This window comes from Planctomycetia bacterium (assembly GCA_034440135.1).
GTDB lineage: Bacteria > Planctomycetota > Planctomycetia > Pirellulales > JALHLM01 > JALHLM01.
In genome coordinates this window covers 1-7160 of sequence record JAWXBP010000524.1, presented here as the reverse complement: position 1 = coordinate 7160, position 7160 = coordinate 1, and the positions used below count along the sequence as shown (strand labels likewise).

Below are 7160 nucleotides of genomic sequence, written 5' to 3'. Positions count from 1 at the left end.
GGATACCACGGCCAGAGCGCCGTGGCAACAAATTCGCCGTTCCCTGGCAATTCGGTGAAAGGCTAGCGACGCTTTCGTTGCCGGATGACGCTGGCCATGCCGAACAGGCCAATGGTGGCGAGGACGTAGGTGCTTGGTTCCGGAACGGCACGAATTGAATCGATCTGAAACACGAGCTTTCCAGTGGCTTCGAAATTGTCGTCGTAGATATCCACTAGGCCATACCGCCCGTCGAAGGCCGATAATGGCAAGCCGGACGGCAGGTCCTGTGAATCGAAAGCTTCGCTGCTTGAGTCAGCCAAGAACAGACCAGCGTTGGCAAATTGGAAGAATTCGGCCTGGCTGAAGTCGAATAGCGCCGATGTGCCGTCAAGAGAATCGCCGTAGCGAAAGGAGTCTCCCGGCGGAAAGAAGGGCGGGAAGAAGTCGTCCAAATTGTCGTTTCCGACAATCATATTGGTGAGGGAAAACTCAGAAGCATGAGCTTCAATGTCGTTGAAAATGAGGACAATCCCCGTGTCGGGCGGCGATTCTTGATGAGTGTAATTAGTGAAATTCGGGTTCAAGGAGAAAGGACTGCCGTTTGGGCTGTCGGTATAGGTGAAGGCGCCGCTGACTGGAGCTCCCACGGCGGCCACGTCGGTGAAAAAACCGTTGGGATTGTCCACTTCCGTCACCTGACCGGAGAACTGGTAAGTGAAAAAGGCGGCATGTGACTCAGGACCGGCGAGCAACAATGCCAGCACTGCCGCGCTACCACTGAACAGGATGAGTTTGGTGAGAGGCATCGCTGAACTTCCGATCTGACAGAGAGTGTTCGCTGGTTCGGGTGTAATTCACCATCCGGCGATGTGAAGGACTATAAGCCGGTTCCGCAGCAAATGACAGCAGATAGTGCGATGCCCCAGGACTTTCGGATAGCTGCGGGGGCGGATAATGCTCTCCCCTGGCGATCCAATCGACGGATACCGATAATTGCGATGTAAGACGCTATTTGGACGCGGACCACGACGCCCGCGCCGCCTGCTTTAGTCGGCGCATATCCCTTGCTATCAAAGCACTCAGCCCTCCACTACCTCACCCCTCAACAATTCGAGGGCCTCCAGACGCCAAGAAAATAAGGAGTTCCCCTGTCCGTCAAACCGGCAGCACCTCAATCCAAGCACTACCGCCGCATCGCCACTCGCTACGACAAAACCGCCGGCAACTATCTCAGCTTCCTACACTTAGTCGCAATCTTGGAATGGAAAAAATGAATGTCAACACGACCTAGCCCAGTAGCCGGTCGATGACGTGGCCGCCGGAGATGACGAGGGGGCGGTTTTGGCTGTCGTGCAATTCTTGATCGCTGGGAACGCCCAGGCAGTGGTAAGCCGTGGCGACGAGGTCGACCGGCGCCACTGCGTCGGCTGAGGGGTAGGCCGCATGGCGATCCGACGAACCGTAAACTTGCCCGCCGCGGATGCCGCCGCCGGCTAGCACTGAGGTAAAGCAGCCGGGCCAGTGGTCGCGGCCGTCGGCCCCTGCGCCGGCGTCGCTGTTGCGTTGTCCGACGCGCGGCGTGCGGCCGAACTCCCCGGTCCAGAGTACCAGCGTTTCATCCAACATGCCGCGTTCGGCGAGATCGTCGAGCAGCGCCGAAAATGCCTGGTCGGCGGCCGGCATCAGCCTTTCCTTTAGGTCGACGAAGTTACGGCTATGCGTGTCCCAATAGACGCTGACGTTCTTGATGCCATCGTTGGGCCAAAAGACCGTCACGAGCGGCACGCCGCGCTCCACCAGCCGGCGCGCCTGCAGCACCGATTGCCCGTGCGTGTTGCGGCCGTAACGGTCTCGCACTGCGTCCGGTTCTTGTGTCAGGTCAAAGGCACTGCCCGCCGTGCCCGTATGCAGCAGCTCGAACGCCTTCTGATAATGATTGCTCGCCGCCGCGGTCGCGGGAGATGCCAGCACGGCTTCGACTTGTTGATTGACCGAGTGCAGCAACCCGCGCCGCGAAGACAAACGCTCCAGTGAGACATCAGCCGGCATCTGAAACGCGCCGACTTCGTAATCGGTCGTCGACGGATCGGCGTCGATCGTCAGCGGATCGAACGACGAGCCCAGCCAACCGGCGAATTGCCCTTGGCTCTGCTCGACAAATCGCGGCACGTCTCCCGGCACGGTCGGCCGCATGGAGACGAATGGCGGCAACGCCCCTTCGCCCCGACCCAGTTTCGAGAGCACCGCGCCCATGCTCGGCCAATCGCGGCGGAAATCTCCGGCAGCCGGCGGCGTCTGGCCAGTGAGCAGGTAGTGCGTCGCCGAGGTGTGATTGAGGTCGCCATGCGTGACGGAGCGGACCAAGGCGAGCCGATCGGCTCGTTGTGCCAGCAGTGGAAAATGCTCGCAGATTTCGATTCCCGGCACGTTCGTGGCGATTGGCCGGAACTCGCCCCGGATTTCGGCAGGCGCGTCCGGCTTGAGGTCCCACGTGTCCTGGTGCGCTGGGCCGCCCCACATAAAAAGCAGAATGCACGCCTTCGCCCGGCCGAAACTGCCGCCGCGCTGGGCTTCTTGCGCCGCAGCCAGACTCTGGCGCGTCAGCAACTCCGGCAGCGACAATCCCAGCAGTCCCAGTCCGCCTAGCCGCAGCAATTCTCGCCGCGAATACGGTTCGCCGGGCCAGGCCCAGGTGCGGCGGGGACTGCGATGCGATGGCATGCTGAGCTTCTCGCGGTAAGTAACTGAGTTGGCTATTATAACGTCCCGCGGCGAGATCCGCTGGAGGTCAGAAATATCGACAAGCCAGTACGGGAGGCTCCGTGACGACCTTTTTAGTGATCGCCATCTTCATCGCCCTTTTCGCGGCATCAATACTCATAGCGGCAGCGTGCCTGCGACTCGGCCTTAGGTTCGTGAAGGTTGAAAACGTGCGTTGGCGCACCGTCATGACCACGATTCTGATGATGTCCGTCGCTAACCTCATATTGCTATTCGTCGCGACGGCCGCCACTTCACTCGGTTCCAATCAGGCGATCGCCGGGAGTCTGATTCAGTTGGTCGGAGGCGTCGTCGCCGCATGCTTACTCATCAGCAAACGCTTTCACGTCAAGCCGGGCAGGGCCTTCTTGGCGTGGTTACCGACTTTGCTCTTCCCCCTCGTTTACTTTCCATTCACGCACTTCGTACTCCGGCCTTACGTTTTGGAAAGTTTTTCGGCGCCCACGAATTCGATGGCGCCAACCATTTTAGGAACCCATTTGCGCGCGACTTGCGCGATTTGCGGTGCGCCGGCGTATCAAGCGGCGCGCGATCCGAGATTCTCGTACAGCGATTCGCCGCACTATGCAATCTGCGAAACGAAATTTCATGTTTCCGAACCTCATTCCAGCAGTGGTGCTGTACAGTCCGCGGACCGGTTCATGACAATAAAATTCCTCCAACCTCGTCGCTGGGACGTCGTCACCTTTCGCGTTCCGTCGTCACCAGAAGAGATTTATGTGAAGAGACTCGTGGGGTTGCCTGGTGAGGAGATCGTCATCAAGGACGGGGCAGTTTGGGCGAACGGAGTGCGCCTTGTGCAACCCGCGTCCATGGGCGAAATCGAGTACCTTTCCGAAATCGAGGGGTACGATGGCACTCTCTCAGGTACCGAGAAGAGTCCAGCCCGCTTAAGGGAGGGCGAATACTTTGTGCTCGGCGACTTTTCTGCTTTTTCAGTCGATTCCCGATTTTGGTCGCGAGGCGCTCCGGGGCATGCGGCATATGCTGTGCCGGAAAGCCATCTCTTAGGCGTTGTGACGCACATTTATTGGCCCCCGTCACGATGGCACACGCTCCGGTAGTTCAGTGGCAAACTCGCCGCAAGTGGTTGAGCAAAGGAGTTTGAAATCGGCCGCGAGCCGGCGTTCTTATGTCCAAACACAAGCAACCTCATCTTGCCCGCCGGCGTCCCATTTGTTACCTTCACCCCCCGCCGAGGAAGTGCTGGAAGTGCTTCCTCCAGGCGCCGTTGGGGCTTTGTACGCATGGGACCGATTCGCCCACCAAGGAAGGAGGCGGACGTGAAATCCGATACCCAGGAATTGTTGCGTGTGCATATTCGCTGGATGATCCGGCGCGACATGCACGAGGTGCTCGATATCGAGAGCGAGAGCTTCGAGTTCCCCTGGTCCGAGGAAGATTTCATCAATTGCCTCCGCCAGCGCAATTGCATCGGCATGGTCGCCGACTACGCCGACCGCGTCGTCGGATTCATGATCTATGAGTTGCACAAGACGCGGCTGCACGTGCTCAATTTCGCTGTCGCGCCGGACGTCCGTCGCCGCGGCGTGGGCACGCAGATGCTGTCAAAGCTCCGCGGCAAGCTCTCCGATCAGCGCCGCAACCGCATCCTGCTTGAAGTCCGCGAGACGAACCTTGCCGCGCAATTGTTTTTTCGCGAAGCCGACTTCAAGGCCGTCTCCGTCCTCCGCGGCTACTACGCGGACTCTCCGGAAGACGCCTACCTGATGCAGTTCCGCCATCGGATCACCCCGGAAACGATGATCGCGGACCCGGCGTTCCTACGTCGCGCCGGCTAGGTGCGAAAGCCATGGCAAGTAGTGACTTCGCCAGGCGAATCACTGAAAACTGAACACTGAAAGCTTCAAACTGCGACGACCGTCGCTAGCATCGTCTCCAAATCCACCACAGCGATCGAATGCGGATTGGCTCGATGCATGGCGCCAGGATTGAGAATCAGCGTCTTGCCCTCGGTATGTTGCTCAGCACGATGCGTGTGGCCGTAGCAGACCAGATCGTACTGACCGCTGCTCGTCGTTTCGCGGAAACGTCGCAGGTCGTCGCTATGGAGAAACGCAATCCGTCGTCCGGCGAGTTCCAGTTCTCCGAATCGCTCGTGGCACTGGTGTCCGGCGGCGACGATGGCCTGGCGCAGTTCGGCTTCGTCGCGGTCGACATTGCCGAACACATAATGCGTCGGCCAGGGCCGGAACAGTTCGATGACCGCCGTACTGCCGATATCGCCGCAATGAATCACCACGACCGGCGAAAGACTTTCCAGCATCCGCACCGCGCGGAGCGTGTGATCGAGTTGTCCGTGCGAATCGCTCACTACGCCCAACAGCATACCGATTTCCCCCTTGGTCGAATTTGGCACAAAAGTACAATGTTATAAGCCGCAACCAAGACAGCCGCCAGCTTTCTTGCTTCGCCGATTCCTTTCACCCTTGCTTGAGTCCCATGCTGTCATCGTCCATCACCGTACTTCTTTCCTACGGTGTGCTATGCGGCGCCGTGTTGGCCTGTTTGGGGATGATTTGGGCTGATTTTCGACGGCAACAATATCGATTGGGGCAATACCCGATTTTTCTGTTCAACCGCTTGATTACCCGCCTCCTGTGGCGTGCCGAGATCTCCGGGCCGCTGCCGGTGCAGCCAGGGCAAGGGGCCGTGATCGTTTGCAATCATATCGGGCCGATCGATCCGGCGTTCATCGCCTTGGGAACCGGCACGTCGGTGCATTGGATGGTCGCCCGCGAGTTCGTGGACATGCCGGTCCTGCGCTGGTTCTTCCGCGCCGTGGAAGCGATTCCCGTGGGCCGCGGCGGCATCGATACGGCCGCCACCAAGTTGGCGATCCGCTACGTCCAGCAAGGCGGACTCCTGGGCCTGTTTCCCGAAGGCCGCATCAACGAAACCGAACGATTTCTCCTGCCGGGCCGTCCCGGTGCGGCGCTGATCGCTCTCAAGGCCCGCGCACCGGTCATTCCCTGTCACATCACCGATTCCCCATATGACGGCACGGTGTTCGGATTCATGGTCATCCCGACCCGAACGCGTTTGAAAATCGGCAAGCCGATCGACCTCTCGCCGTACTACGACAACGCCGGCGACCGCGACGTGCAGGTGGAGTTGACCAAGCGCTTCCTCCGCGAGATTGCGAAACTCGGCGGCGTCGACAAGTTCGAACCGGAGCTTGCCGGTCGAAATTGGAAGACCGCCGACAACAGCTTGCCCGCGGCTGGGTAATTTGGCCCACTTTTGCACAAGTAATATCGCCAATTTACTTGGCAAATACCCCCTGCGGGAAATGCCGGGATAGGCTACAATCCAGTCCGCTCGTTGGCCCTTTGCCAATAGGGCACGTTCCAGGTTTTACTGACAAGGCAAGCAAATGGCCGTAGGCAGCATCAAGAAGTTGACGGACAAGGGTTTTGGTTTCATCAAGACGAACGGCGACAAGGACCTGTTCTTCCACTCGAAGAGCGTTCAAGGCACGACCTTCGACCAACTGTACGAAGGCCAGGAAGTCGCCTACACGGAAGGCAGCGGTCCGAAGGGTCCGTGCGCTGAGAACGTCAAGCCCGCCTGATGTTCGACCTCCGGTGCATTGCTCAAGCAATACGCCGTACGCGGCCTGCTGAAGCCACTTTAATGACTCGGCGGGCAGTTCTCTGATTTCTCTACAGGATTCAGCCTCGAACGCGAGGCTGAATCCTGTTTGAGTTTCGTGGCGCGGTTTAAGGTGATGGAACGGCCGCGAACTTTTTTCGCGCAACGCCAGCCTTCTTGGCACTCTATGTACACTCCGGCGACTGCCTAGCGCCTCGCTCGGCAACCGTTTTTCGTCCCGCTTGAACTCGTCCCCTTGTCGGGAGGGCGATGCCACTCGCTGTTTCCCAAGGCCGATGTTCGAGCTACTTGGGAAATGAGCTGTTCGGCCCGCTCCGTCCGGTTTTCGTCTGGGTTCTGTCGCAAGGAAGTAGCGGATGGTCGCGAAAGCCCGCCCGCCGGTATGGTCGTCGCGTCGCTGCGGGAGATGTTGCTTGGGCAATATCCGGGTTGACGTGTCCGCGCCTACCGGGGTTCCTGATTCCCAGGGGCGCCGCGAGCACGGTACAGATTGTCTAGCAGGCTGCTGGAAAACTCCGCAAACGAGGCGTTTGTTGTTGTATTGCGAGTTGATTTGTGTGGACCAGGCGGGCGGTCAGAAGGATCGCGGTCATCGGAAGCGACTTACCGCCCAGCGGGCTTTCAGGCAACGGGCGCCAGGCGTCACATGCTGACCAGGTTGCACGCCGCCGCCGACACTTCCAGCAGTTGCCGCAGTTTCCAGCGACCGACCATGCGACTGCGATCCATGCCTGCCACGGCTTTCAGCCAACCGAAACATT

The 7160-nt window shown here is 59.3% G+C and carries 7 protein-coding genes and 1 pseudogene; 5 read left to right on the top strand and 3 right to left on the bottom strand.

What is annotated here, in order from left to right:
* Positions 1-62: 62 nt before the first annotated feature.
* Positions 63-788, bottom strand: a complete 726-nt coding sequence (locus SGJ19_29450) for a PEP-CTERM sorting domain-containing protein (protein ID MDZ4784391.1) — start codon at positions 786-788, stop codon at positions 63-65.
* Positions 789-1154: 366 nt separating this feature from the next.
* On the opposite strand from SGJ19_29450, the pseudogene SGJ19_29445 reads away from it, so the two are divergent.
* Positions 1155-1256: pseudogene (locus SGJ19_29445) on the top strand (IS5/IS1182 family transposase).
* Positions 1257-1269: 13 nt separating this feature from the next.
* Here the strand turns inward: SGJ19_29445 and SGJ19_29440 are convergent.
* On the bottom strand, positions 1270-2703 hold the full coding sequence (locus tag SGJ19_29440; GenBank protein MDZ4784390.1) for a DUF1501 domain-containing protein: 1434 nt from the start codon (positions 2701-2703) through the stop codon (positions 1270-1272).
* Between the two features lie 116 nt (positions 2704-2819).
* Between SGJ19_29440 and lepB the strand changes: the two genes are divergently transcribed.
* Positions 2820-3827 carry a signal peptidase I gene (gene lepB / locus SGJ19_29435; GenBank protein ID MDZ4784389.1) on the top strand — a complete coding sequence of 336 codons (1008 nt, stop codon included), beginning with the start codon at positions 2820-2822 and terminating at the stop codon, positions 3825-3827.
* 264 nt (positions 3828-4091) lie between these two features.
* A complete protein-coding gene (gene rimI / locus SGJ19_29430; protein MDZ4784388.1) occupies positions 4092-4565 on the top strand; it encodes a ribosomal protein S18-alanine N-acetyltransferase in 474 nt (157 codons plus the stop codon).
* Positions 4566-4630: 65 nt separating this feature from the next.
* On the opposite strand, the gene SGJ19_29425 is transcribed toward rimI, so the two are convergent.
* Positions 4631-5113, bottom strand: coding sequence for a metallophosphoesterase family protein (locus tag SGJ19_29425; protein MDZ4784387.1), 483 nt, complete (start codon positions 5111-5113; stop codon positions 4631-4633).
* Between the two features lie 113 nt (positions 5114-5226).
* On the opposite strand from SGJ19_29425, the gene SGJ19_29420 reads away from it, so the two are divergent.
* Together SGJ19_29420 and SGJ19_29415 are read left to right on the top strand one after the other, a co-directional pair.
* Entirely contained in the window at positions 5227-6015 is a 789-nt protein-coding gene (locus tag SGJ19_29420; GenBank protein MDZ4784386.1) for a lysophospholipid acyltransferase family protein, read from the top strand.
* Positions 6016-6160: 145 nt separating this feature from the next.
* Positions 6161-6358, top strand: a complete 198-nt coding sequence (locus SGJ19_29415) for a cold shock domain-containing protein (GenBank protein ID MDZ4784385.1) — start codon at positions 6161-6163, stop codon at positions 6356-6358.
* Positions 6359-7160 lie beyond the last annotated feature (802 nt).

Excerpts from the sequence above, each read along its gene's own strand:
- SGJ19_29450 (MDZ4784391.1), bottom strand. The coding sequence starts at position 788 with ATGCCTCTCACCAAACTCATCCTGTTCAGTGGTAGCGCGGCAGTGCTG.
- SGJ19_29440 (MDZ4784390.1), bottom strand. The coding sequence starts at position 2,703 with ATGCCATCGCATCGCAGTCCCCGCCGCACCTGGGCCTGGCCCGGCGAA.
- rimI (MDZ4784388.1), top strand. The coding sequence starts at position 4,092 with ATGATCCGGCGCGACATGCACGAGGTGCTCGATATCGAGAGCGAGAGC.
- SGJ19_29425 (MDZ4784387.1), bottom strand. The coding sequence starts at position 5,113 with ATGCTGTTGGGCGTAGTGAGCGATTCGCACGGACAACTCGATCACACG.
- SGJ19_29420 (MDZ4784386.1), top strand. The coding sequence starts at position 5,227 with ATGCTGTCATCGTCCATCACCGTACTTCTTTCCTACGGTGTGCTATGC.
- SGJ19_29415 (MDZ4784385.1), top strand. The coding sequence starts at position 6,161 with ATGGCCGTAGGCAGCATCAAGAAGTTGACGGACAAGGGTTTTGGTTTC.